17 protein-coding genes and 2 pseudogenes are annotated in these 26,150 nt (G+C 66.0%); 13 read left to right on the top strand and 6 right to left on the bottom strand.

The features are described from left to right. Nucleotides 1-144: 144 nt before the first annotated feature. Nucleotides 145-297, top strand: a pseudogene (locus J2X65_RS04425) (integrase); the annotation flags it as partial. Nucleotides 298-310: 13 nt separating this feature from the next. Then, nucleotides 311-646 (top strand): type I restriction enzyme endonuclease domain-containing protein, encoded by a 336-nt coding sequence (locus J2X65_RS04420; RefSeq protein ID WP_310198533.1) that lies wholly within the window; start codon nt 311-313, stop codon nt 644-646. 46 nt (nt 647-692) lie between these two features. Here the strand turns inward: J2X65_RS04420 and J2X65_RS04415 are convergent, their stop codons facing one another. Continuing rightward, complete coding sequence (locus tag J2X65_RS04415) at nt 693-9,818, bottom strand: autotransporter outer membrane beta-barrel domain-containing protein (protein WP_310198531.1); 9,126 nt, start codon at nt 9,816-9,818, stop codon at nt 693-695. A 197-nt stretch (nt 9,819-10,015) separates the two neighbouring features. On the opposite strand from J2X65_RS04415, the gene J2X65_RS04410 reads away from it, so the two are divergent. Next, the gene (locus J2X65_RS04410) at nt 10,016-10,831 is read left to right on the top strand and encodes a hypothetical protein (RefSeq protein WP_310198529.1); all 816 of its coding nucleotides are present in this window, start codon (nt 10,016-10,018) and stop codon (nt 10,829-10,831) included. A gap of 467 nt (nt 10,832-11,298) precedes the next feature. Here the strand turns inward: J2X65_RS04410 and J2X65_RS04405 are convergent, their stop codons facing one another. The 4 genes from J2X65_RS04405 to J2X65_RS04390 form a co-directional block, all read right to left on the bottom strand. Then, complete coding sequence (locus tag J2X65_RS04405; RefSeq protein WP_310198527.1) at nt 11,299-12,150, bottom strand: carbohydrate ABC transporter permease; 852 nt, start codon at nt 12,148-12,150, stop codon at nt 11,299-11,301. After that, nucleotides 12,150-13,034, bottom strand: coding sequence for a sugar ABC transporter permease (locus J2X65_RS04400; protein WP_310198524.1), 885 nt, complete (start codon nt 13,032-13,034; stop codon nt 12,150-12,152). The genes J2X65_RS04405 and J2X65_RS04400 overlap by 1 nt, the downstream gene beginning before the upstream one ends. A gap of 75 nt (nt 13,035-13,109) precedes the next feature. Beyond that, nucleotides 13,110-14,369 carry an ABC transporter substrate-binding protein gene (locus J2X65_RS04395; RefSeq protein ID WP_310198521.1) on the bottom strand — a complete coding sequence of 420 codons (1,260 nt, stop codon included), beginning with the start codon at nt 14,367-14,369 and terminating at the stop codon, nt 13,110-13,112. A 145-nt stretch (nt 14,370-14,514) separates the two neighbouring features. Continuing rightward, nucleotides 14,515-15,570 carry a sn-glycerol-3-phosphate ABC transporter ATP-binding protein UgpC gene (locus J2X65_RS04390; protein WP_310198519.1) on the bottom strand — a complete coding sequence of 352 codons (1,056 nt, stop codon included), beginning with the start codon at nt 15,568-15,570 and terminating at the stop codon, nt 14,515-14,517. 177 nt (nt 15,571-15,747) lie between these two features. On the opposite strand from J2X65_RS04390, the gene J2X65_RS04385 reads away from it, so the two are divergent. The 8 genes and pseudogenes from J2X65_RS04385 to J2X65_RS04350 all read left to right on the top strand — a co-directional run bounded on the left by J2X65_RS04385 (nt 15,748) and on the right by J2X65_RS04350 (nt 22,422). After that, nucleotides 15,748-16,257: a MaoC/PaaZ C-terminal domain-containing protein gene (locus tag J2X65_RS04385; RefSeq protein ID WP_310198516.1), complete on the top strand. Its 510-nt coding sequence runs from the start codon at nt 15,748-15,750 to the stop codon at nt 16,255-16,257. 73 nt (nt 16,258-16,330) lie between these two features. Next, the gene (locus tag J2X65_RS04380) at nt 16,331-17,008 is read left to right on the top strand and encodes a TetR/AcrR family transcriptional regulator (protein WP_310198514.1); all 678 of its coding nucleotides are present in this window, start codon (nt 16,331-16,333) and stop codon (nt 17,006-17,008) included. Between the two features lie 183 nt (nt 17,009-17,191). Continuing rightward, nucleotides 17,192-18,781 (top strand): CoA-transferase, encoded by a 1,590-nt coding sequence (locus J2X65_RS04375; RefSeq protein WP_310198511.1) that lies wholly within the window; start codon nt 17,192-17,194, stop codon nt 18,779-18,781. Between the two features lie 21 nt (nt 18,782-18,802). Further along, the gene (locus tag J2X65_RS04370; protein WP_310198508.1) at nt 18,803-19,990 is read left to right on the top strand and encodes a dihydrodipicolinate synthase family protein; all 1,188 of its coding nucleotides are present in this window, start codon (nt 18,803-18,805) and stop codon (nt 19,988-19,990) included. Further along, the gene (locus J2X65_RS04365) at nt 19,987-20,820 is read left to right on the top strand and encodes a hypothetical protein (RefSeq protein ID WP_310198506.1); all 834 of its coding nucleotides are present in this window, start codon (nt 19,987-19,989) and stop codon (nt 20,818-20,820) included. The genes J2X65_RS04370 and J2X65_RS04365 overlap by 4 nt, the downstream gene beginning before the upstream one ends. Nucleotides 20,821-20,874: 54 nt before the next feature. Further along, nucleotides 20,875-21,057, top strand: a complete 183-nt coding sequence (locus J2X65_RS04360) for a hypothetical protein (protein WP_310198503.1) — start codon at nt 20,875-20,877, stop codon at nt 21,055-21,057. Nucleotides 21,058-21,072: 15 nt separating this feature from the next. Next, a pseudogene (locus J2X65_RS04355) lies at nt 21,073-21,540 on the top strand (sugar phosphate isomerase/epimerase family protein); the annotation flags it as partial. An 87-nt stretch (nt 21,541-21,627) separates the two neighbouring features. Beyond that, entirely contained in the window at nt 21,628-22,422 is a 795-nt protein-coding gene (locus J2X65_RS04350; RefSeq protein ID WP_310198564.1) for an alpha/beta hydrolase, read from the top strand. Nucleotides 22,423-22,528: 106 nt separating this feature from the next. On the opposite strand, the gene J2X65_RS04345 is transcribed toward J2X65_RS04350, so the two are convergent. Next, nucleotides 22,529-23,641, bottom strand: a complete 1,113-nt coding sequence (locus tag J2X65_RS04345) for a GAF domain-containing protein (RefSeq protein WP_310198502.1) — start codon at nt 23,639-23,641, stop codon at nt 22,529-22,531. Nucleotides 23,642-23,765: 124 nt separating this feature from the next. Here J2X65_RS04345 and J2X65_RS04340 point away from each other — a divergent pair, with 124 nt between their 5' ends. Both J2X65_RS04340 and J2X65_RS04335 read left to right on the top strand, forming a co-directional pair. Next, entirely contained in the window at nt 23,766-25,379 is a 1,614-nt protein-coding gene (locus tag J2X65_RS04340) for a GMC family oxidoreductase N-terminal domain-containing protein (protein WP_310198500.1), read from the top strand. Between the two features lie 57 nt (nt 25,380-25,436). Next, nucleotides 25,437-26,099 carry a response regulator gene (locus J2X65_RS04335; protein WP_310198498.1) on the top strand — a complete coding sequence of 221 codons (663 nt, stop codon included), beginning with the start codon at nt 25,437-25,439 and terminating at the stop codon, nt 26,097-26,099. Nucleotides 26,100-26,150: the final 51 nt, after the last annotated feature.

The raw sequence follows: 26,150 nt of genomic DNA, 5'->3' as shown, positions 1-26,150 counted from the left end.
CGGCCATCCTGTCCCTGAAGCCCTGCCAATCAAGCCAGGCCGAAAGGCCCACTATGCATTAGAGTCAAACCGGACCACTCAATAGGGGCAGGCTAACACCGGCTCACGGGTAATCAGCCTTTCGTGTTCCCCGCCATCGGAGCAGGACAAAGACCGATCAGCGAAAACACTCTGAACGGCGCGTTGCGTCGGCTGGGATTTAGTGCGGACGTCGCCACCGCCCACGGTTTCCGCGCCACCGCATCGACGCTGCTGAACGAAAGCGGTCTCTGGAATCCCGACGCTATCGAGCGCCAAGCCAGCCGGCCTCGTGGTGGACTATATCGGCATCGCGCAGAACCTGAAAAACGCGCTTGGCCAATATTCCGCTTCGGACCAGCGGCAGGCAGGCATCGACGAGGCCGAAGCTGTCGCCGTTCTGCTTGAAAAGTATGAAGTCGTGAAGGCGATTTATCACGGCTTCGACTATGAGCGAGGCTTGGCAGGCAGCCCCCATGAGCGCCTTGTCGTCCTCGCCGAAGCCATCGAATGGATATTGACTCGGCAGCACGAGGCGGCCGCGAGGGAAACCAGCGACGACGGGAAGCGGCGCGAGAACCGCCGCTATCAAGACGCTGACCAAGAAGAAACTATGTGTTCGCCATAGCACTATGACCCACAGCGAGCGATCCGCTCGTGATATTGCTTCCGGCTCACCACCTGAGCCGGAAGCTGCCGCTGGCGCCCAGCACCGAGTAGCTATCTGCGATCTGGGCGTCGAAGCCGGCGGAGATGCTCATATTACCTTCAAGAGTGACCTGGAGCCCCGCATGCAGGTCCAGCGCGTCGCTGACGACAGGGATCGGCGCTCCCGAGAAAACCAGTTCCGGCGCTTCGGCGAAGCTGCGCGACATGTTGCGGTCCGGGCTGAAGTCGTGCATCCACGCGGCGCGCAAGAACGGCGCATAGGTCGTGCCGTCTTTTCCATGCCACAAGCTGTCAAACTGCACGCCGAGATAGGCCGGCAGCGCGGTGATCGTGCTGGAGTGGAAGGTCAGGCCCGCGCCCAGCGCCCCGAAACTCTCGGTATCCGATCCCAGCCATAGCTGCATAGGCTGGAACGCCGCAAAGGGGGTGAGGGTCGCGCCGGTGTCGCCAAGCGCGAAGCCATAGCCGGCTTCAACCCGGCCGCCGAGCAGCGTGCCGTCCAGATCCGCGTTCGTTGCGAGGTTGAGGCCGAGACCGTAAAGGTTGCGGTCGAAATCGGCGCGGCCATAACCGAGCGTGGCGATGGCAGAGAGATAGCTCGCCCCGTTCTCATAGACGCCATAGGCACTGAACCCGCCATAATTTGTCGATGTGCCGGCGCCATATTCGTTTGCTGACAGGTCTGTGGCCGAGTAACTCCCCGCGAACCCCACGAGCAGAGGCATGTCCGGCAGTTCTCCATCGGCACCGATGGTCATGCCGAGAAGGGTGCCGGAGAGCCCGCCGCCGGTGGTCGAGCTGCCAATGGGCGCACCCCAGAAATACTGCGCCGCCTCCGGCTCGCGGCTCCCCGCAGTGCCGGTCGCGATCGACGGGGCCGCGTGCCGCTGGCGCAGGCGCCAATTGTCCATCTGGTTGGTCACGCTCGCCATGGCCGCCGAGTTGGCGTTGATCATGCTCTGGGGCACGAGCGAGACCGCCCCGCCGCCGAGGGTCTGGTAGGAGGTCTCAAGCCCGGCTACGGACGGTATGTCCAGCAGCGCGGGGACGATCGTCTGGAACAGCGTGGAGGAGCCTTGGGTCTGGATGGTGCCGACCGTCTCGCCGATCGCCCATGCGCCGGGCGACAGGCCGTCGGGGGTGAAGTCGATGTGGGTGTCCAGGCTCAGAACTGCGGAGGAGCCCGACAGCGAGAAGTCAAGGATCGCCGTGTCGCCCATTGCCGTCAGGCTCGACCAGTCGATGCCGCCTGCCGCCGTGAGGAAGGGCACGGAGAAGGCACCGGGCATGGCGAGACCGGGGCGGTAGATGAGGCCCACAATGGCGCCCGAGAGCGCGGCGGTTCCGCTGACGGTGAACTGGTCGGACCCGAGGGAAATCTGGTCGGTGCGCACGACAAGGCTACCGGTCGCGGTTTGGACGAGACTGCCATCAATGGCCGTCACGCCAAGGCTGGTGGCGCCCCGGCGTAGCACGCCTTCGTTGCGCAGTATGCTCTGGGGCCCGCCGAGGTCGAGCGACGAACCGGCATAGATCGTTCCAGTGGACAGGTTGTCGACGCTGTTCGCTGGGCCGTAGGCGAGCGACAGATTGCCGAGCAGGCCGCCTCCATTGGTGATGGCGCTGTAACCGCCTGTCGTGCGGACCGCCATCCCCTCCGCGTCGTCGACCGTGGCGATCCACCCGTAATTGTTCACGTAGTTCTCGGTGCCATCGCTGACAATCGCGGCCCCGCCGCTGCCGCCGATCACCCGCGCGCCTTGCGCGATGTTGATGATCGGATCCCCGCCGCCCTGCATCAGCACGCCGACGGCGCCGGCACCTGTGGCGCTGACCGCCGTGTTGCTCACGAGATTGACCGCCACCTTGCCGGAGGCGGTTGCGCCGCCATTCACCAGTTCCATGCTGGTGCCGTTCATCACCAGGCCACCGCCATTGCTGACGGACTGCGCGATAACGCCATAGGCACCGGCACCTGTCGTCGAGACGGTGCCATTCACGTTGACGGTCACCGCGCCGCCGGTACCCGTGCCCCCCGAGGAGGTCCAGTTCGTCGCCTGCCCGTCGGAGATCGCCGCCCCGCCGCCGCCGCCGATGGACTGGGCGAGAACGCCGATCGCATTGGTGCCCGTGGTGGTCAGAGTCCCCCCGACCGTCACTTGCACCGCTGCGCCGTCGGAGGCCGTCGAGGGACCGGCGAAGGTGACGCTGTCCCCCGCATTGGCCACGCCGCCGCCACCGCCGATGCTTTGCGCCACAATGCCGATCGCCGCGTTGCCCGTGGTGGAAATCGCCCCGGACGTGGACAGGGTGACCGTGCCGCCCGCACCGCTGCCCGATCCGCCAAGTGTCGTGGCGAGCCCGCTCGCCATGGCGGAGCCCGTACTGACACTCGCAATACCGCCGCCGCCGCCGATGGACTGGGCGAGGATGCCGAAGGCCGCGCCGCCTGAGGTCGCAATACCCTCAGCCGTGACGGAGACGCTGCCGCCATCATTGCCGCTGCCGCCCGCTCCCGCCAAGGTCAGCGTGCCGGTGACGCCGCCGCTGGTCGGGCTGGACGAACTGGCGGCACCAATGCCGCCGCCGCCGCCAACTGACTGGGCGAGGAGCGCTACCGCTGCGGCGCCTGTTGTGGTGATCGTATCGTTGGTGGTCACCGTCACCGTGCCGCCGGTCTGGCCGCTGCCGGCGCCGCCACCAATCGCCATGTCAAACGAGGCTTCGGACCCGCCCGAGGCGCCTCCGGTCGAGGCTCCTGCCGCTCCACCGCCTCCACCCACGGACTGAGCCAACAGGCCATAGGCCTGGACGCCGCTGGTGCTGATCGCGGCATTGGCTGTCGCCGTGACGTTACCGCCGGTCCCGCCCGCGCCCCCCGTCCCGCCCAAGCCAACGGCCAGGGCGTAGGTGCTGTTGCTGGCATTCACCGTGCTCGCCCCGCCCGCCCCGCCGCCGCCGCCCACGGACTGCGCGAACAAACCCGTTGCGTTCGCGCCGAGCGTGGTGATCGATGCGGCCGATGTGACTTCCACGCCGCCGCCGGATCCGCCACCACCGCCGGAGCCGCCAAGCCCCAACGCCAGAGCCACGCCGTCATTGGCGGAGGTGGAGGTCGAACTGCCGGACGCCGAGCTGCTGCTGCCGTCTGCGTTGCCGCCGCTATTGCTCGGCGCCGTCGCCGCTGAAACCAGAGCGCCGCCCAGGCCGCCGCCACCGCCCACCGACTGGGCGAAGATGCCATAGGCGCTATCGCCCGACGTAGTGATGCCGAGCGGAAGACCGGCCACGTTCATCGGCGTGGTAACGGAGACTGTCACATCGCCGCCCGCGCCACCCCCGCTGCCGCTGCCGCCGAGACCAAGCGCGATGGAAGCCGTGCCGCCGGCGCCGGATGTGGTGGAGGACGCGCCGCCGGAGCCGCCGCCGCCGCCGATCGACTGGGCGAAGACAGCGCTGGAATTATAACCGACGGTGTAGAGCGTACCCTGGGTGGTGACGTTCATCGTTCCGCCCGCGCCCGCACCGGAGGCCGACCCGCCGACGGACAGCGCCACGCTGGATTCGCTGGCCGAGGAGTTGGTGGCGCTGGAGCCGCCATTGCCGCCGCCGCCGCCCACCGATTGCGCGAAGATGGCGGCCGAATGGTCCCCGGCCGCGACCATTGTGGTCGAGTCGGTGAGGTCGACGCCGGTGGCGATCACATAGGCGTTCGTAACCGTGACGTCGCCGCCGTCGCCGCCGCTGCCGCCAAGACTCATGGCCAAGGAATAGCCGCCATCGCTGCCGGATTGGCTGCCTTGCTGTCCTCCGCTCGTCCCCGCCGAGGCCGACGTCGCGCTGCCGCTTGCGGCACCCGAGAGGCTGCCGGTGGAACTTGACGATGATCCGCTGGAACTGCTGGAGGACGACACGCTGGAGTTGGCGACGCTGGAGCCGCCATTGCCGCCGCCGCCGCCGACCGACTGGGCGAAGATGCCCGCGGAGTTCGGCCCGAGCGTGCTGATGTAGGCCGGCACGGACGAGGAGACCGTCACCGTGCCGCCATCGCCGCCATTGCCGCCGGAGGCGCCGAGGCTCATGCTGGCCGCCGCTTGTCCGCCGCTGCTCGCCGTGCTCGAGGAGGAGCCGCCATTGCCGCCGCCGCCGCCCACCGATTGCGCGAAGATACCCGCCGCCAGCAGGCCCGAGGTCTGGATTGAGCCGGAGGAGGTGACGCTGACGGTTCCGCCGTCACCGCCGCCGCCCGCGCCGCCGCCCAGGCTGAACGAGGCGGCGTAGGAATCCCCGCTGGCGTTGGCAGTGCTCGCGCCGCCATTGCCGCCGCCGCCGCCGATGGATTGGGCGAGGATCGCCATGGACTGGTCGCCATAGGTGAGGATCGACGCGGTGTTGTTGACCGTCACCGTGGAGCCCGTGCCGCCAAGGCCGCCGAAACCGCCGACGGTCACGGACGCGGCGATTCCCGAGGACGCGCCGTCGTTGCTGCTTTCCGGCTGGCTGCTGGAACTGCCCGAGACCGCCGAACTGACATTGCTGGCGTCCTGTCCTGCCCCGGCTCCCGCCACCGAGGTCACGCCGCCCTGAAGTTCCTGCCCGTCGCCGGCGTCGGTCGTGCTGGAGGCCGCGCCGCCGTTGCCGCCGCCGCCGCCGATGGATTGCGCGAGAATGCCGTAGGACAGCGCGCCATTCGTCACCAGCGCGCCGCCGCTGTTCACGGTCACGGTGCCCGCATCGCCGCCTCCGGTGCCAAAACCGCCGATAGCGAGACCGGCCGCGTAGTCGTTGCTGGAGGCGGTGGCCTGGGTCCAGCCGCCATTGCCCCCGCCCCCGCCGATGGATTGGGCGAGGATGGCGGATGCGTGCAGGCCCGTCGTGGTGATGCCGTTTCCGCCATTGGCGTTGCTGCTGACGGTCACGTTGCCGCCGCTCCCGCCGGCGGCGCCACCCCCGCCAATGGCAAGGGCGACCGAGGCGGTGGTCGAGGCGGCATTCGCGTCCGCCGAGCCGCCATTGCCGCCGGAACCGCCGATCGATTGCGCGATGATGCCGGCGGACTGGTCGCTGAAGACGCCGGATGAGCCGGTGAGGATCAAGCCATTCTGCGTCACCTGCACAAAGGTGGCATCACCGCCCGAGGATCCGCCGCCGCCGATGGCGACGCTGGCCGCCGCGCCGTCCGTGCTGTCGCTGGCGCCCGAAAGGCTGAAGGCACGGCTCGACCCGCCATTGCCGCCGGCGCCGCCGATGGATTGGGCGAGAATGCCGGCCGAGAGATAGCCATTGGTGGTGATGTCGGCTGCGGTGACGGTGACGCCGCCGGACCTCTGGCCGCTGCCGCCGCCCCCGCCGGTCGCCCCGGCGCCGCCCACCGACACCTTGGCATCGCCGCCGCCGGTCGCGCCAGAGCCGGCAATGGCAAAGCCGCCATTGCCGCCCGAGCCGCCGATGGACTGCGCCAGAATGCCCGATGACTGGGAGAGCAGCGTGGTGATGGCGTCGTTGGCGGTCACGGTCACGGTGCCCGCGCTGCCGCTGGTGCCGCCGCCGCCGCCAAGAGTGACATCGGATGCAAAGACGATGGACCCCGCCGCGCCGGCGCTGAAGCCGCCATTGCCACCGTTGCCGCCGATGGACTGCGCCAGAATGCCCGGCGAAATCAGGCCGTTGGTGGACAAGACCCCATCCGCGGTGACCGTCACCCCACTGCTCGTGCCGCCACCGCCGCCGCTGCCGCCGAGGCCCACGCTCGCCGTTCCGGCACTGGCCAGCGACCCGGCGATATCCCAGCCGCCGCTGCCACCCGCCCCGCCGATGGACTGGGCGATGATGGCGGGAGATTGATCGCCGCCGGTGGTGATGGCACCATTCACCTGGGTGATGGTCACCACGCCGCTCGTGCCGCCACTGCCCCCGCCGCCGCCGATGGTCGTCGTGGCACTCGCGCCTGACGTCAGGCCCGCGCCCACCGCAAAACCACCGGTGCCGCCGGCTCCTCCGAGCGACTGGCCCACCAAGCCGGCGGACAGCGGTCCGACCAGGGATACGTTCGCGCTATTGTAGATCGTGACGGCACTGGCCTCGCCGCCCGAACCGCCGGAGCCGCCGACCTCCAGGCCGGCGGTGAAGGATCCGGAAACCGACCCGCCCACCGCAAATCCGCCTGAACCGCCGCCGCCGCCGATGGACTGGCCAAGTATGCCGGGCGCATTGCCATAGATGGCCGCGCCGCTGGCGAGCGTCGCTGTCGTGGTAACGGTGGAGTAGGTGGTCACCGGAACCTGCTGCGTGGTGTAGACCGGCTTTATTTCTTCATAGCAATAGTCGGTACATACCCACACGGTTTCATAGGTCACCACCGTTTCGGTGACATAAATGGTGGTCGCGACCTGCTGGGACGTGGTTTCGGACACCGTGCCCGGGGACACCAGGTCACCGTAATTAGTGATCGAGACCGTGTTCGCGAACGAACCGGCGCCTCCGCTGCCACCCACGGCCAAGCTGGTCGCACCCTCGAGGCTGGCATTGCCGCTGGCGGCAAAGCCGCCATTGCCGCCACCGCCGCCGATGGACTGGCCGAGGATGATCGCCGCGCCACCGCCGGATGCGGTGAGGGTGCCACCCGCGTTCTCGATGAAGACGGTGTTGGCAAAATTTCCGCTGCCGCCCAGCCCACCAATGCTCGCACCGAGCGTCGGGCCGAGCGAGAGCGGGAGCGATGTGGTGTGGCCGCCATTGCCGCCGCCGCCGCCGATCGACTGCACGGCGATGGCGCTGGACTGGTATCCGTCTGTGGTAATGTCGGTAGGGCCCGCAGGACCGGAATTCGTATCGTTATAGGCATAAGCCCAGCCGCCGGAACCGCCCGTTCCGCCGGTGCCACCGAGCGCGAGGCTGACTGCCGCCACCTCGCCGGCGGCCACCGAAATGCTCGCGCCGCCAGTGCCGCCGCCGCCGCCGATGGACTGGGCGAGAAGACCTGGCGAACGATCGCCCGTGGTGGTGATGCTGCTGCCCTGGTTGACCGCAGTGGCCGTGCTGCCATATCCGCCGGAACCGCCCGTGGACCCAATGGCCAGCGCGACGGAGGCGCCCTCCGCAATGCTGCCGGCGATGCTTGCCCCGGCATTGCCGCCGCCGCCACCGATCGACTGCGCCACCACGCCGGGCGAATCCGTCCCGGATGTGGTGATGCCGACCCCGCCCGTACCCGCGAAGACGTTGCCGCCATTGCCGCCCAAGCCGCCGGAGCCCCCCACCCCCAGGGAGAAAGCCGCCACTTCGCCGCCGGACAGCGACACCGCATAGCCGCCATGCCCGCCGCCACCGCCGATGGACTGAGCAACGATGCCCGCCGAGCCGATGCCGTTGGTGGTGATGGAGCCGCCATTGAACGACTCCAGCATCTTCGCTCCGCTGGTCGTGCAGGCGGCGCCGTAGTTCGCCCCGGCATCCCCCTTTGTGCAGTTCACGGTCACCGCATTGGAGCTGCCGCCCGAACCGCCCGAACCGCCGTGGGAGATCGAGGCGCCGGCCCCCAGGCTCAGCGTCAGCGCCGCCGAGCCACCGCCGGTCCCGCCGCCGCCGCCGATAGACTGGGCAAGAATGGCGGCAGAGTTGATTTCCTGCGTGGAGATGCTGCCGGTATTGACGACAAACACGTCGCCGCCGGTGCCGCCACTGCCGCCGGTGCCGCCGACGGCGAAGGCGGTGCCCGCGACCAGAGAAGCGGATCCCGACAGGCCGAACCCGCCCGCGCCGCCGCCGCCGCCGACGGACTGGGCGAAAATGCCGAAGGCGCCACCGGCACTGTCCGCCGGAGCGCTCGCGCCGGTGCAGGTGCCCCCGGTGCATATATCACCGTAACTCAGCACCGATACGGTGCCGCCGTCGCCGCCTTCGCCGCCGGAGCCGCCAACCGCGACGGAAAGCCCGGGCGCTCCGCTGAAGGCCATGCCGCCCGAACCACCCGCGCCGCCGACCGATTGGGCGAAGATGCCCGGAGACGACGCGCCGGAGGTTGCGATGTCGGAATAGCTGCTCACATACGCCACACCGCTATTGCCGGCCGGCCCCCCGGATCCGCCGAGCGCGGTCAGCCCTGCCGCGACGCCCGCATAGCCACCGCCTCCGCCTACCGATTGCGCAAACACCCCGTGGGCACCGTTGCCGCCCGTGCTGATCGTGGTGCTGCCCGTGGCGAGGGGGTTACTGTTCGGGCCATAGAGGTCGACATATACGTCCCCGCTGTCTCCGCCATAGCCGCCGCCGCCGCTTACCCCACCGAACCACCCATTGGCCGAGCCGCCATCGCCACCATTGCCGCCGATGCTCTGGGCAAAGATGGCGGTTGCCTGCTGAGCCGACACATTGACATAGTTGGACACAAAGACGTCGCCTCCGGCGCCGCCCGCGCCGGCGGTACCGCCATTGCCGCTGCTGACCGAACTCGTCTCGTTGCCCCCGTTGCCGCCCTGTCCGCCGATGCTCTGCGCCCAGATACCGTAGGCCGAGGGCCCGGTGGTATTGATGTTCACATAATTGTCGACGATGACGGTCGAGCCGTCGCCGCCCGCCCCGCCGTTACCGCCATTATATTCGGTCGAGCCGGTGGACCCGCCATTGCCGCCCCGCCCGCCCTGCGACCACGCCACGATGCCGGAAGATGTGAAGCTGTAGGTGCCACCCGGTTCGTTCGTGACCACTTGGACCTCGCCGCCATCGCCGCCGGCACCGCCGCCGCGGCCGGCGTAACCGCAGGTGCTCCCACTTCCCCCCGTACCGCCGGCGCCGCCTGTCGAGCTTGCCACGACCATGGTGCCGTCATAGGTCGAAGGGCCGGTGTAGCTGGGCCAGGCCATATTAAGGCCTCCCGTCCCGCCGCCGCCGCCATCGGTCGGCGCATCGACGCACAGATCGTTGCCGCTGGCATTCTTGCCGTCGCCGCCATTCGCGCCGGTGTCCTGCTGCGTGAAATAGACCGAGGGCCCGATGCTGGGCGCCGTGTTCTGCGCGAGGGCCGGCGTGCTGAGCGCGCACACGGCGACCGATGACATCAGGAAGTGCAGGGACATACGCGGATGAATTGAAGCCGCCTTGGGGCTCCGCAGAAGGAATGTCAGGCCAGTCATGCGCGTCCCTTATCCACTGCAACCATCTTCGGCTTCAAGGGCGCCGAGGGGCCCGGGGATACTCCCCGGACAAGGTGTGCGGACCGCTCGTGCTATACGCAACGTCACTTTTTGGAATCATCGGATCGCATGCAGGGGGGTCGATCGTGAACGCGGCAGCGGGGCCAGCCGCCTCTTTCCCCGGACCCGTCGTGAGGATGTTCGGCGCCGAGGCGATAAACGACCTGATGGCGGCGCCAGGATTTCCCGCGGCGATACACGCCGCCGCCGGAAATGCCGTTCGGCTGTACGACGGCAACTGGCTGCGCAACCGGCTTCTGAATGACCGCGGGCGGTTTCTGGCGGTGCTGCTCATTCTGGATCTTCATTTCACCGAAGGTGGCGGCAAGGGCGTGACCGGCGCGCGGCTGCGTCGCGAGGTCGTCGATCTGGGCGTCTGCAGCGCTGGCCGCGCTACGGCCTTCCTCGCCGCGCTGCGCTTCAAGCACTTGCTTGCCGTCGGCACCCAGCACGGCGCGAAGGAACGTCGCCTGATGCCGAGCGCGGCGCTGCTGCAGATGCATCGCGAGCGCTGGAACGGCATGTTCACGGCCATCGCCCATATCGACGCGTCGGCCGCCAATGCCGCCATCGCCCTGCCGGACGAGGCTCTGTTCGGCATCTGCACTCATGTCATGGCCGATTGCTTCAGGCAGGGCGTGCGCGTGTTCGATGCCACCCCCGAACTGCTCGCCCTGGCCGAACGCGACGCCGGCCTTGTCATGCTTGTTTCATTGGTCGCAAATGGCTGGACGGTGTCTGCCACCCAGCTGGCGCGGCAATTCTCGGTCTCGCGCGCGCATGTCGGCAAGGTGCTGCGCCTTGCCGAGGCGCAGGGCCTTGCCTGCTGTGAGCCCGGCCGCAGTGGATATCGCGCAGGCCCGGCCTTGGGACCGGTCCTCGCGCGCTTCTATGCAGTCGTTTTCCTGACCTTCCTGGCGGCATTGAAGAAAGCCCAGCCGCACGAGCGCTGAGGACGTCGCAGAACGACACCGCCAAGCGTCCTTGGCATGGTGACCCGGATTAGGTCACTGCGGTCACGGCCCGTATCTGATCGTTGGATTTGCCGAGAGCCCATCCCGAGGACGGCTGCTGCGGTACGTTCGACGACAGCAGCGACCGTTTGGAAGATCTGCGGCAGATTGCGGACCGGAGGAGATCCGAATGCCTACATTCAGTCTACTGGTGTTCGGCCCGACCATAAGCAATGTCCGTTTTCAGGACTAACCATTACCCGAACGGCCGAAATGGCGGCGCACAGCGGTCGTTGGCAGCGCGGTGCCGGGAAGGCAGCTGTGGGTCAACACCAGCTGCGTGTCATTTGGCGTTGGGCTTCAAAGCGGCACCCTGACGAAAAACAGGTGGTTTTTCGGCCCGTGCCGGACATTCGCAGATCCACTTGATACGATCCGCTCCTGGTGCGCAGCAGGCGAGTGTAAAACTAAGCCTTGACCGCACCCGCCGTTAGTCCAGCCACGAAGTGCTTCTGCATCAGAAAAAACAGGCACACCGGCGGCAGGGCAGCGAAGAGGGCGGCGGAGGAAATGAGGTTCCACGCCGTCAGCCATTCGCCCTTCAGGCCGGCGATGCCGAGGGTCAGCGGCTTGGCCGCATCGCTCTGCACCAGCACCAGCGCCCAGAAATAGTCGTTCCAGACGAAGGTGAAGATCAGCACGGCGAGGCCAGCCAGCGCGGGGCGCAGCAGCGGCAGCACGATGCGCCGCAGGATCTGGAATTCGCTCGCGCCTTCGATGCGGGCCGCCTCGAACAGCTCGTTGGGCAGCGAGATGATGAAGTTGCGCAGGAACAGGGTGGCGAAGCCGGTCTGGAACGCGGTGTGGAACAGCACGAGACCCCATACCGTGTCATAGAGCCCGACGCCGAGCACCATGTTGCGCACCGGGATCATCAGGATCTGGTAGGGGATGAAGTTGCCGCCGATGAACATGGCGAACAGCAGCGTACTGCCGGGAATACGGTATTTCGCGAGGGCGACCGCCGCCATGGTGGCGAGGATCAGCACGAGGATCACCGTCGACCCGGTCACGATCACGCTGTTGAGGAAGAAGCCCCACATCGGCGAGGTGGCGAAGACCTCGCGGTAATTGTCGAACAGCGCGAAAGAGGAGGGCGCACCCCAGTAGTTGCCGGCCAGCAGATCGGACTGCGAACGGATCGCCGTCATCATGATGGCGATGAGCGGCAGCATCCACAGCAGCATCGCGGCGTAGAGCGCAAGCCGGTAGCCCAGCCGGACGGAGAGGGGGCGTTGGGTGATCGGCGTGGGATACATCAGGCGCCCCTCGATTCGCGGCGCAGTGTATGGCGCAGGAAAATGGCGATGTAGATGCTCATGATGAGGAACAGCACCGTGGCAATGGCCGCGCCATAGCCCGCGCGATAGCTGAAGATGGTGGCGTCGTACATCTGGTAGGCGAGAACCGTGGAGCTGCCATATGGTCCACCCTGCGTCATCACCGCGATGAGATCGAAATTTCGCAGCGAGCCGATGACGGTGATGATGGTCGCGACGAACGACACCGCGCGAAGCTGGGGCAGGACGATGTGGCGCAGCAGCGTCCAGCCGGAGGCGCCGTCGATCCGCCCGGCGGCAATGAGCTCGCCGTCGAGTTGCGACAGGCCGGCAAGGAACAGCACGAGACAGAAGGCCGTCTGCGCCCACAAGGCCGCGATGACGATGCCGAAGGTGACGAAATGCTCGTCCGACAGGATCGCGACCGGCTCAAGGCTGAAGAACCGCATCACGATGGCGAGGATGCCGAAGGTCGGATCGTAGAACCAGGTGAAGACGACGCCGATGATGACCGGCGCGAGCACCAGCGGGATGAAGAACACCGATTTGACGACGCGCATCTCGCCGAGCGGCTGGTTCAGGAACAGCGCGAGCCCGAGGCCGAACACCGGGGCCAGCAGGAACATCACGATCCAGATGACATTGTTCTTCACCGAAACGAAGAACTGGCCGTCGGAGAGCAGTTCCCGGTAGTTGTCGAGGCCGATGAAGCGGACAGGACCGGTGCCGTCCCAGTCGTAGAAGCTGATGCCGATGCTCTGGATGATCGGCCACACGATCATGCTCAGAAACAGCGCAAGCGGCAGAAACAGCAGGATGATGGGCGTCATCCAGGCCTGATTTTGGCGCCAGAAGCGGAGCATGGGAACCTCAGCCGGTATCGGGTCCGGGATGGAGCCAGAGAGTGGCGGGTCCCGCCTGTGCGGGACCCGTAGCCGTCAGTTGAAGACGCGCTTGCGTGCCGCGTCGAGCCTCTGGAGGATCGCCTCCTGGCGATCAGGCTTGGCCAGGAATTCCTGGAAGCCCTTCATGCCGGTCTGCGCCATGTCGGGGTCGGTGTCGCGATCGTAGAACTGCGACGAGCCCGAGGAGTTGCGGACCTGCTGCATCTGCACGGAGGCAAAGTCGTTGGGATCGATCTCGATATCGACGCGCGCCGGCACCACCGAGCCGCCCTTGGCGAAGGCGAGAAGGTTTTCCTTCTGAGCAAGGAAAGCGAGGAACTTCAGCGCCAGTTCCTTGTTCTTCGCACCCTTGGGAATGCCGACGCCGTTGATCGACACCTGCTCGAAATTCGGCACGGACGGGTCGACGGTCGGGAACGGGAAGAAGCCGATGTTCTTGCGCGCGTCCTCGGGGAGCGAGGTCAGCACGTAGGGGCCGAGCAGATACATTGCCGCCTTGCCCTGCGACAGGAACGGGATCGCCTCCTGCCAGCCATAGGAGGAGGCGTTGTCGAGGAAATAGCCCTTTTCGATCGGCACCCGCCAGGTGTCGAACACCTTGGTCATGCGCGGATCGGTGTAGCTCTCCTTGCCATCCATCAGGCCCATATAGAAATCGAGGCCGTTGATGCGCTTGGTGAGGTAGTCGAACCAGAGCGCATTGGCCCACAGGTCGCGGGTGCCGATGGTGAAGGGCACGATGCCGGCGGCTTTGGCCTTTTCGGCGATCGCCATCAGCTCGTTCCACGTCTTGGGCGGCTCGACGCCGAGCTTGGCGAAGACGTCCTTGTTGTAGAAGAAGCCCCACGTGTTGAAGTTGGTAGGCATCATGTACTGCTTGCCGCCATCGGTGACGGCCGGCAGGAACGGCGCCATGGACGGGTCTAGGCCGTTCTTGGCGTAGAAGCCACTGATGTCTTCGAACAGGTCGCGCTTGGTGAAGGCACGCATGCGCGCGCCGGTGAACCAGAAGGCGACGTCGGGCGGGCTGGCGACCAAGAAGTTGCGGATCGAGGTCTTGTACGACTCGACGTCGCTGTAGTTCACAGTGACCTTGACGCCAGGGTTGGCAGCTTCGAAATCGGCGGCGATCTTGTTCATCGCCGCCTTCTGGCCGGCGCCGCTGCGATCGGTGTTGATCACCAGCGTTTCCTGCGCCGAGGCCGGCGCGATCAATGGCTGCAGCAGGCCGAGGCCAAGGGCGGCAATGCCGAGTCCCTTCAACAGGACCCTACGGGAAAAATTCGGCGTCATTGGATATTTCCTCCATCCGCGGGTCGGATCCTGTTCGGCGGCAGCCTTGAAGGCTCGCGTTTTTCATGCGGCGGAGGACGACCCATTCCTTGCCGTGTCTTGATTTACGCCACGATAAACTTACTTATCGGTAAGTCAATTTGCGTTAACTCAGGCGCCGGCCTGTTGCCCGGTCGAACAGGTGCACCTGCTGCGCATCCGGGAGGATGCGCAGCCGTGCTCCGGGCTTCACGCCGATGCGGCTGCGGAACAGGCAGTTGAATTCCGCGCCGCCGCGCCGCACGAGAACCTCGGTCTCGGAGCCGGTCGGCTCGACCACGACGACTTCGACCTCGAGCCCTGCATCGTCGATGCGGAAATGTTCCGGCCGCACGCCATAGATCGCCTCTCCGGCCGGGATGTCTTTCCAGTTGCGGCCGGCGGGCAGGACGAGGTCGGCGCCGGCGCGGAAGGCGCCGCCCTCGAAGCGGCCTTCCAGAAAGTTCATGCTGGGCGAGCCGATGAAGCCGGCGACAAACTGGTTGTCGGGCCGGTCATAGAGGTCGAGCGGCGCGCCGATCTGCTCGATCATGCCGTCGCGCATGACGACGATCTTGTCGGCCATGGTCATGGCTTCGATCTGGTCGTGGGTCACGTAGACGGTGGTGGTCTTCAGCCGCAGCTGCAGTTCCTTGATCTCCGAGCGCATCGCCACGCGGAGCTTGGCATCGAGGTTCGACAGCGGCTCGTCGAACAGGAACACCTGCGGATCGCGCACGATGGCGCGGCCCATCGCGACGCGCTGGCGCTGGCCGCCGGAGAGCTGGCGCGGATAGCGATCGAGAAGATGCGACAGGCCGAGTATCTGCGCCGCACGCTCGACACGCTGCTGAATCTCGGCCTTCGAAGTGCGCCGCAGGGTCAGCGCGAAGGCCATGTTTTCGAAGATCGTCATGTGCGGGTAGAGCGCGTAGCTCTGGAACACCATGGCGATGTCGCGATCCTTGGGCGACACGTCGTTGACCACGCGCTCGCCGATACGGATCTCACCCTCGGTGACACTCTCCAGCCCGGCGATGGTGCGTAGCAGCGTCGACTTTCCGCAACCCGACGGTCCGACGAGGATGACGAATTCGCCATCGGCGATGTCCACGGACACGCCACGCAGAATGTGACTCTCCCCGAACCGCTTGTGGACGTCGCGGATGGACACCGTTGCCATGAAGAGAGCCTCACGATCCTGGATCGGCCACATGCATCAGCAATCGGCCTTGCGCTTCCGTTGCGCCCACTTGTGCCGCTGAGGACCGGGGCGATTGTGCAGAGGGCTAACATTGACCTCGGGTCCGGTCAATGCAAAGTTACTTATCGATAAGTAAGTTTCTTGCGAGGATCCGCCATGCCTGCCGACGACGCCGACCTGCTCTCCGCCCACGGCGCCCTGCCGCCCGGCGCCTATGGCTATGACGAACTGAAGGAGGATGACTTCTTCCTGACCCCTGGCGTGACCGTCACCGAAGCGCATGTCGTCGGCTATGCCGGCATTTCCGGCGACCTGTTCGACGTGCACATGGACGATGAATTTGCGCGCGCGCAGGGGTTTCCTGCCCGCATCGCCCATGGCCTGCTGGGCCTTGCCCTGACGGATGGTCTCAAGACGCGTAGCCCGGTTCGCCTGCTGGGCATCGCCACGCTGTCGTGGGACTGGTCGTTCAAGGCGCCGATCTTCATCGGCGATCGCATCGCCGCGCGCTTCCGCGTTCATGCCCGGCGGACGACGCGGCGCGAGGACCGGGGGATCGTCACCTTCGAGGTGAAGGTGATCAATCAGCACGGAAGCGTGGTGCAGGACGGCCAGACGATGCTCATGATGAGCCGTACCCAGGCTGCCACCGAACCATCGGCTTGACCGGAGCGCGCGCCTTGCTCATCTGTTCGCAGGGCGCGAGGAATGATCCGCGTTTGCTGGGAGTGATCGGCCAATGGCGCGCAAATCCGACGGAGATCCTGCGGCGGCGGGCCGGCTCTCGATGCGCGACAACATCAAGAAGGTGGCGACCGAATTGCTGATCCGTCACGGCTTTCACGGCACCAGCTTCCGCCACATCGCCGAACGGCTCGACATCACCACGACCAACATCCACTACCATTTCGGCAACAAGGAGAAGCTGGTCGAGGAGGTCGTCGGCGACTACGTGACCAGTACCTGCGCCCGGCACAAGACCATCTGGGAAAATCCCGATCGCTCTCTGCCGGAGAAGCTGAAGGATGTCGCCAGCTTCAACCAGACGCGCTATCGCGCCTTCAATCGCGGACGCAAGAGCGGCCAGCCCTGGAGCCTCATCGGCCGACTGCGACTGGAGGGCGAGGTGCTGAGCCCCGGCGCGCGCGAATCGCTCGCCTCGTTCACCGACACCGTTCACGCCTCGGTGCGGGTCGCGGTGCAGATCGCCCATGACAAGGGCGAACTCGTTGCGGACGCGCCGCTGGACGACATCGCGTTCCTGCTGGTCAACATCGTCAACAGCTCGTCGGTGTTCACGCAGGATGCCGGCAATTTCGAGCGCCTCGAACAGTTCTTCGAAGCGTTCTCGCGGGTGATGCTCTCGGCCTATGCCCCGCGCCGCGAGGTTCCCGCTGCCGCCGCCGCGGTGCCGTGACGGCAAAATCCTCCTGTAGAGCGATGGTCCAAATGCTTTCGGCTGCGCGGCCCATACCGGCCGCGTACGGCTTCAAGCGTTGCCATGCACTGGATCGAGGCTTGCGATCGGGGAAAATCTAACTTACTGATAAGTAAGTTTATGGAGTGGCGCGCGCCCTCCAACCCTTTCGGAGTCTTAAGGATGCAGGTCATCACGGCGGCTGCCGCAGCGTCGCTCGTGCGCGATGGCGACACGATTCTCATTGGCGGCTCGGGCTCGGGACACGCCGTACCCGAAGCACTGATCGCTGCCGTCGAACATCGTTTTCTCGATGAGCAGCAGCCGCGGGCGCTGACGACCATTCACCCGGTCGGTCTCGGCAATCGGGCGGAAGCGGGCGCCTCGCGCTTTGCCCATGAGGGACTGATCCGCCGCGTGGTGTGCGGCACGGTCGTCGACGCGCCGCCGATCGCGGAGATGGCCAGCCGCGATGCCATCGAGTGCTACACCCTGCCTCAGGGCGCGCTTTCCCAGCTCATCCGCGAAATCGCCGCCGGTCGCCCTGGCCTCGTGACCCATGTCGGCCTGCACACCTTCGTCGATCCGCGCCTCGCTGGCGGCAAGCAGAGCAAGGCGTGTTCGGAGGATTTGGTCGAACTGGTCACGGTGAAGGACCGCGAATGGCTGTTCTACAAGCCCTTCCACATCGACGTGGCCTTCCTGCGCGGCACGACGGCGGACGAAGACGGCAACATCTCGATGGAAGACGAGGCGATCTTCGGCGAGATGCTGTCGATGGCGCAGGCGACGCGCCGCTGCGGCGGCCTCGTCATCGTTCAGGTCAAGCGCCTCGCGCGCCGCGGCAGCCTGCCCGGCAAGACGGTGAAAATCCCCGGTATGATGGTCGATGTCGTCGTCGTCGAGCCCGAGCAGAAGCAGACCTACCAGACTTTCTTCGATCCCGCTTTCGCCGGGCAGCTACGTATTCCGCTTGACAGCTTCCCCAAGCTGCCGCTCGACGAACGCAAGATTGTCGCCCGGCGCTGCGCAATGGAGCTGCGGCGCGGCGCGATCTGCAATATCGGGTCGGGTATCTGCACCGGCATCGGACTGGTCGCCGCCGAGGAGCGCATTCTCGATCAGGTGGTGCTCACCAACGAGCAGGGGCTGGTCGGCGGTGCGCCGGCTTCCGGCCTCGATGCGGGTGCCTCGCGCAACTACTGGGCGATGATCGATCAGCCCTATCAGTTCGACTTCTATGATGGCGGCGGGCTCGACATCGCCTTTCTGTCAGCCGTTGAGGTCGACCGCGTCGGCAATGTGAACATCAGCCGCTTTGCCGGCCGCGTCGTCGGCATTGGCGGTTTCGTCAACATCAGCCAGAACGCCCGCACCATGGTGTTCGGCGGGACGTTCACCGCCAGCGGCCTCAAGGTGGAGGCGCGCGATGGCAAGCTGGTGATTGTGCAGGAAGGTAAGCACCACAAGTTCGTCGAGGCGGTCGAGCAGATCGCCTATAGCGGCCCCTATGGCCGTTCGCGCGGGCAGACCACGTTGTTTGTTACCGAGCGGGCGGTGTTCCGCACCATCGAGGATGGGATCGAACTCATCGAGATCGCGCCCGGCATTGATCTCGAGCGCGATGTCCTCGCGCACATGGCTTTCCGTCCGCACATCGCCAGCCAACTCAAGCTCATGGATGCCCGGCTGTTTGGCGCCGGGCCGATGGGCATCGCGGGTGAGATGCCCGGCGAATGGCGCGTGCATGAGCGGCTCAAGGCCGCGTCGTAACCCTTAGCGCGGAACACTGACATGACATCGACCGCTTCCAGCGCCTTACGGCCCGCTCTCATCCTTCCGAAGGCCGATGGTTCGCTTGAAACCTATCATCTGATCGGTACGCCCATTATGGCGCGCAAGCCTGCGCAGCCCTTCTCCCGCATCGCCTACGCGGCGGGCCATGTCGTGGTGAACCCCCTCGCGGTGAACGATCCCTGGGTTTCGTCCGTCGTCGACTGGGACCGCACGCTGGCCTTTCGCGAGCATCTCTGGAGCCTTGGTCTGGGCATCGCCGAAGCCATGGATACCGCCCAGCGCGGCATGGGTGTCGACTGGCCGACCTCGCTGGAGCTGATCCGGCGCACCAGTGCGGCCGCGGGCAAGAATCATCTCGTCGTGTCTGGCTGCGGCACCGACCAGTTGCCAGCGGCTGAGGCGCGCACGCTCGACGATGTGATCCGCGCCTATGAGCAGCAGATCGAAGCCATCGAGACGACCGGTAGCCGCATCGTGCTCATGGCCTCGCGTGCTCTCGCCCGCGTCGCGAAGGGGCCGGACGATTATGTCGCCGTCTATGACCGGCTGCTGCGGCAGGTCAGCCGGCCGGTGGTGCTGCACTGGCTGGGCGACATGTTCGATCCGGCGCTGGCCGGCTATTGGGGGTCGCGGGATGTCGGCGTGGCGATGGATGTCGTCGCCGGGATCATCGCGGACCACGCGGCGAAGGTCGACGGCATCAAGATTTCGCTGCTGGACGATGCCTATGAGATCGCGCTGCGGCGGCGGTTACCCGATGGCGTTCGCATGTATACCGGCGACGACTTCAACTATGTCTCGCTGATCGAAGGCGATGCTCAGGGGCATTCGCATGCTCTGCTCGGCGCCTTCGATGCCGTCGCGCCCGCCGCATCGGCGGCGCTCGAAAAGCTCGCGGCCAAAGATATCGAGGGCTATCAGGTAATCCTGAAGCCTACCGAGGCGCTGTCACGGCATCTATTCGCGGCTCCCACCCAGTTCTACAAGACTGGCGTGGTGTTCATGGCCTATCTGAATGGCCATCAGGATCATTTTACCATGGCGGGCGGACTTGAGAGCGCGCGCTCGACGCTGCACCTCGCGCAGATATTCCGCATGGCGGATGAGACCGGCCTGCTCCGCGATCCCGATATTGCTACCGAGCGCATGCGGGCGGTTCTCGCGGTTCGGGGAGTGGTGGCGTGAGTTCATCGGAGCCCGCGGATGGGGTTCCGCTGCCGCTGTCCGGCGCGACCCGCGTTTACGCCATTCTGGGCGACCCCATCGGTCAGGTCGCCTCGCCCCGCCTGTTCAACAGCGCGTTTCGGCGACGCGGCGCGGCAGCCGCTCTCGTGCCGATCCATGTCCCGCCGGCGGAGCTATCCGTCGTGGTCGCGGCCTTTCGCGCGGCGCAGAATTTCGACGGGCTGGTCATCACCGTACCCCACAAGATGGAGGCGATGGCCCTGGTCGATGAAGTTGCGCCGATGGCGCGCCGCATCGGCGCGGTCAATGTGATCCGCAAAAGCAGTGGGCGGCTGATCGGCGACAATTTCGATGGCGTCGGCTTTGTGCGTGGTTTGCACGACAAGGGACATCAGCTGTCCGGGCGTCGCACGCTTATCGTCGGTGCCGGCGGTGCCGGCCGGGCGGTCGCCCATGCGGTGCTCGACCAGAAACCGGCCGCGCTTCGCCTTTTCGATGTCGATAAGGCCCGGGCTGAAGCTCTGGCGGCCGAGCTCGCTCAGGTGGATGCTGGCGTTGCGATTGACGTTAGCCCGCCGGATCCGTCCGGTTTCGAGATAGCGGTGAACTGCACCTCGATCGGCATGAAGCCGAACGACCCGTTTCCGGTGAACGTCGACGGACTTGCCGCTGGAATGCTGGTCGTCGACATCATCCTCAAACCCGCCGTCACGCCTCTGCTGATCGAAGCCGAGCGGCGCGGCTGCGTGACACAGCCCGGCATCCACATGCTGGAGGGGCAGGTCGAGGCTGTCTGCGATTTCTTCCGTGTTGGTCCGCTGCTGTGCTAACGCCTGACCGTTGTTCGATCGACGCCGCGACACTGGGCAAGGCCGATCGGTCGGGTGATCGAACAGGTTGCGCAGCAAGGTTTTGGGGCGATCGCGCCATGGCGCCGGGAGATCGAGGGGCACGACGTTGCCGCCATCGCCCGGCAGATCCGCGATGCGGGACTTGCCGTCTCGGGCTATTGCCGGAGCTCGCCGATCCCGGCTGAAACGGCGCTTAAGCGCGAGGCGCAACATTAGGAGAACCGGCGCGCATTGGGCGACGCCGCGACGCTGGGAGCTGCATGCTTTGTCGTCGCCGCCGGCGGCCTGCCGGGCGGCAGTCGCGATCTCCGGGATGCCCGCACGCAGGTCGAGGACGGACTGGCACTGCTGCTTGAGGAAGCACGCCCCCTCGGTGTCGCCATCGCCATCGAGCCGCTTCACCCGATGTATGCCGTCGACCGCTGCTGCGTGAACACGCTGGTGCAGGCGCTGGACCTTTGTCAGCGGCGGGACCCCGATGAGCGTGGTGGCGTCAGCGTCGCGCTGGACGCCTATCACGTCTGGTGGGATCCCGACCTGAGCGCCGACATCGGGCGCGCCGGGCGCGAGGGGCGCCTTACGGCATTCCATGTATGCGACTGGCTGGTGCCGACGGGGGATCTGCTGATGGATCGCGGGATGACGGGCGACGGTGTCATCGATTTGCCGGGGTTGCACCGCGAGCTGGCTGCAACGGGTTTCGTCGGCTATCCCGAGATCGAAATTTTCTCCAGCCGCTGGTGGGCGGTGGACAATGAAACAACCCTGCGGGGAAGGAACTCCGCCATGGCTGCAATTAAGACAGGCCTTCTCGCTGCTACTGCCGCGGCCGCATCTCTTGCGTCGACGACACTCGCCCGTTCAGCCGATCAGATCCCGGAAGCGCAGGCTGTTAAGAATGTCGTACTCGTGCACGGCGCCTTTGCTGACGGCTCCGGTTGGCGCGGCGTCTATGACCAGCTGACCCAGCGCGGCTATCGGGTTGCCATTGTGCAGAGCCCGCTGACCTCGCTTGCCGACGACGTCACGGCGACCAAGCGGGTGCTGGCCCGGCAGGAAGGCCCGGCGATCCTCGTGGGGCACAGCTGGGGCGGGACGGTGATCACCGAGGCGGGCGTCGATCCCAAGGTGTCCGGCCTCGTGTATGTTTCGGCCCTGTCGCCCGACAAGGGTGAGACGACGGCGCAGCAATATGAGGGGTTCACCACCCCGCCGGAATTCGTGCTCGATGTCGGTGACGACGGGTTCGGTTATGTGAAGGCGGAGAACTTCAAGTCCGGCTTTGCCGCCGATGCGAGCGATGCCGATGCTGCCTTCATGCGCGACTCGCAGGTGCCGATCGCCATGTCCGTCTTCGGGACGAAGCTCACCGAAGCCGCCTGGCGCAGCAATCCGAGCTGGGCTGTGATCGCCACCGACGACAAAGCCTTCGACCAGCGCATGCTGCAGCACATGGCCAAGCGTATCGGGGCGAAGATCACCGAGGTCCCCGCAAGCCATGCGGTCTTCATGACACAGCCCAAGGTCGTCGCCGACGTCATCGACGAGGCAGCCCGGTCGGTCAGCGCCAAGGCGCAGTGAGGAGCAGCGGGCCGGCAGTAGGAAGCACATTTGCCTTGCTGCCGGACCCTCGCGAGCCGATGATCAAAACGCTCGTTTCCATAGCGCGCGCATCCTGCATGCGGTCTCAGCTTCTGCTGCCGGCGCCTCGCTCGCGTGCCTGCAAGGTCTGGCGCAATTGGCGATCGATCGCCCGCAGACGGACTTCATCGGAGGCGAGCGCGGCAAGCGCCTCGATCGCGTGCGCCTCGCGCTCGCTCAAGTCGCGCGGCTTCCTGTCGATGACGCACAGTGAGCCGACGACAAAGCCGTTGCCGTCCAGAATCGGCGCGCCCGCATAGAAGCGGAATCCGGGCTCCCCGGCCACGGCGGGGTTGTCCTCAAAACGCGGATCGCCGGAGAGGTCAGAGACGGAGAACACCTTCTTCTGCAGGATGGTGTGGTTGCAGAAGGCCCAGCTCCGCGGTGTCTCGGGCAGTTCGAGCCCGATCCGCGACTTGAACCATTGCCGCGTCTGCGTCAGCAGCGTTATCAGGGCGATCGGTGCCTCGAGGCTGTGGGCGGCGAGCCAGGTGAGCCGGTCAAACGCTTCTTCGGGCGGCGTATCCAACAGGCCCGTGCGCTCCAGCGCGACCAGCCGCTGCCGCTCGTTGAGCGCAATCGGAAATGCAAGGCTCTCCTGAGTGAGGGTGGCGGCCTCGTCGTCCGAGAGCCACCCGCGCAGGGTCGCTACCGCTTCGGCTGGTTCGCGCAGAAGTGTGACCCGTGACGGCAGCGGTGGCCCACATGCTTCGCCGACCGCCACGATGCGGCTGTGCACGAGTTGCGAGTTGCCAGCGAGGCTCCTCAAAAGCGGCAGGTGGTGATCTTCGGCGCCATCCAGATCAACGAGCACGGTATGCGGCTTCAAGGCGCCGATCGCGATCATCGCAGCCATGACATCGTCGAACAGCTCGGCCGCGCATTCCGGCACGTGGTTCAGAATCCGGCGATAGGTCGGCAGACGCTGAGCGGATGCGATGACCACGATGGCTGCGGACGAGCGGAGCTCCTCGGAGGTAGCGCCCTTGTTGTCGATCAGCGCCATAACGTCGGCGCGATAGACCCTGCGATGCCCGCCCGGCGTCTTCCATGACGAAATCGTGCCGCCCTCTATGAGCAACTGCGCCGTACGCACCGACACACCGAGCAGCCGAGCCGTATCGGCGGTGGTGAGGATGTCCTTCTCTGCGTCGATCATCGCGTTCCCGATAGAGCTTGAGCGGCAAGGGTCATAACCCACAGGCAGGATATTAGCACAAAGTCATATTTGATATAATTGATAAAATTGATAATTCACCTCCTGCGCATCAGGAGGAATTGGAATGACGTCCCAGCAAACCGAAGCCGCAAACTTCGCCGCGACTGCCGCTGATAATCAGCAGCAACTGCGTTCGAAGCTCCAGCGGCGCTATGATTTCATCGTCTGCGGCGCCGGCTCCTCCGGCTCGGTCGTGGCGCGACGGCTGGCCGAGAACCCGGCGGTGCAGGTCCTCCTCGTGGAGGCGGGCGGCGACGATGATGCCGAGAGCGTCCGCAACCCTTCCATGTGGCCACTCAATCTGGGCAGCGAGCGCGACTGGGGCTTCCAGGCAACCCCGAACCCGCATCTCGATGGCCGGACCCTACCAATGTCGATGGGAAAGGGACTCGGCGGCGGATCCAGCATCAACGTCATGGTCTGGGCCCGCGGCCATCGCAGCGACTGGGATTTCTTCGCCAAGGAAAGCGGTGACGATTCTTGGGGCTATGACGCCGTGCTCGATACCTATCGCCGGATCGAGAACTGGCAGGGTACGCCGGACCCGCATTACCGCGGAACCTCGGGCCCGGTATGGGTGCAGCCCGCGCAGGACCCCAGCCCCATCGCGCTCGCAATGCTCGACGCAGCGACCGAGATCGGCATTCCCCGTTACGATCATCCCAACGGCGCAATGATGGAGGGCGCCGGCGGCGCCGCTATCACCGACATGCTGGTCAAGGACGGTCGGCGCAACTCGCTGTTCCGCGCCTACACCTACCCGTTTATGGACCGGCCCAACCTCACGGTTGTGACAGGAACGACGATCCGCCGGGTGCTGTTCGAGGGCCGGCGCGCCGTCGGAATCGAGGCGGTTCGCAATGGTGCCGTCTTCACTGTCGTCGCCACCTCCGAGGTGATCCTTTCGCTTGGCGCGATGCACACGCCCAAGGTGCTGATGTATTCGGGCATCGGGGATAGCTCGCAGCTTGAGCGGTTCGGCATCCCCGTGGTGGAGCATTTGCCTGGGGTCGGCGGCAATCTTCAGGACCACGTCGCGTTCTGCTGCATCTGGGGCACGCGCGAGCCGATCGCGCCGCGCAACACCGGTAACGAGGCCAAGCTTTACTGGAAGACGCGTCCCGAGCTCGAAGCGCCGGACCTTCTATTTTGCCAGGTGGAGTTCCCAGTGCCGAGTGAGCGTACCGCAGCGAGCAACGTGCCCGAGCATGGCTGGACGATGTTCGCCGGACTTGCACGCCCCGCAAGCCGCGGACGGCTGCGCCTGACCGGATCCGATCCCTCGGCGGGCATCGAGATCGACGCCAACATGATGTCGGCGCCCGAGGACATGGACGCCGCAATCGCCTGCATCGAGCTTTGCCGCGAACTCGGAAACGCACGGGCTTTCGGGCCGCTCGTAAGCGGCGAGGCCCTTCCCGGGCCGTTGAAGGGGGAGTCGATGAAGCAGTTCATCCGCGACTCCGCCGTCACCTACTGGCACCAGAGCTGTACCGCCAAGATGGGACGCGACGCGATGTCGGTCGTTGACGGTACCCTCAAGGTCTACGGCGTCGAGGGACTGCGCATTGCCGACGCCTCCATCATGCCGCGCGTCACTACCGGAAATACGCAGGCACCCTGCGCCATCATCGGAGAGCGTGCCGCCCAGGCGATTCGTCACACCCACCGCCTATGAGTTGTCTGCCGGGGCAACCGGTACACGGCGCCCCGGCGATGCCGCGAGACCGATCCCGTGCTGCATGATTCCGCTTCGCTCGAAACGCATCCCGAGCCGGTCCGTGGCCTAAATGTGATGATCGTGACGCCTGACGATACCCTTCGTAGCCACGTCACGACCTATCTGCGGGAGCATGGATGCCGCGCCATCGGCGCCGACCGCATGCCGGCGATGGGGCGGCTCCAGTCCGAGCCATTCAACCTTCTGGTTCTCGACGCGCAGCTTGACCCCATTGATGGCTTCGAAGCGCTTCGCCGCGTGCGGGCGGTTTCGGAGCTTCCCATTATCATGATCACCCAAAATCGGCGGGACGAGATCGACTGTGTCGTCGGGCTGGAGCTGGGCGCCGACGACTTCCTCGCCGCCCCGCTCAATCCGCGCGAGTTGCTGGCCCGCGGCCGCGCTATTCTGCGTCGCATCGGACGCTCTCGCTTCTTCGATGCCGAGAACCGCTCGGGTGGCTGGCGCTTCATCGGTTGGGAGCTTCGGCGCCGCACCCGAACGCTCACCGATCCATCCGCCCGCGTAGTCGACCTCACGCGCAATGAATATGCGTTGTTATGCACCTTTCTGGAGGCGCCGCGTCAGGCGCTCTCCCGTGTGCAGCTCATGCGGGCCACTCGCCCACACGAGGACACCTTCGACCGGAGCATCGACGGACAGGTGCTCAGATTGTGACGGAAGCTTCAGTCGAACGCCAGCGCGCCGCAGCCAATCCGGACCGAGAGG

It is taken from the genome of Ancylobacter sp. 3268 (assembly GCF_031456575.1).
In the GTDB taxonomy this organism is placed as follows: domain Bacteria; phylum Pseudomonadota; class Alphaproteobacteria; order Rhizobiales; family Xanthobacteraceae; genus Ancylobacter.
Note: the sequence above shows the minus strand (reverse complement) of the source record. Positions and strands in the feature narration are given on the sequence as shown.